This is a genomic window from Streptomyces sp. SID3343 (assembly GCF_009865215.1).
Taxonomy (GTDB): Bacteria; Actinomycetota; Actinomycetes; order Streptomycetales; family Streptomycetaceae; genus Embleya.
The window spans coordinates 1-223 of the sequence record NZ_WWJX01000946.1; the positions used below are offsets into that span (position 1 = coordinate 1).

The following is a 223-nucleotide window of genomic DNA, read 5'->3' on the forward strand; positions in this document are numbered from 1 at the left end:
GTTGCTGCGCCTGCTGCTCACCGGCGAGCGCACGACGCCCGCCGAGTTGGCCCACGACATCGCCGCCGACCTGCCGCCGGGACCGTGGCGGGTGGTGGTGGCCACCGGGCCCGACGCGGTGGTGTCGGCGTTCGTCGACCGGCTGTGCGCACCGGCGGTACGGGCCGGCACCCCCGCGCTCGGCGGCGAACTGGGACCGGGCCGCGTACTCGTACTGCCCGAG

At 77.1% G+C, this 223-nt stretch carries 1 protein-coding gene; it reads left to right on the plus strand.

What is annotated here, in order from left to right; genetic code table 11:
• The coding region (locus tag GT354_RS29195; protein WP_161359364.1) for a hypothetical protein at positions 1-223 on the plus strand (223 nt) is incomplete at both ends.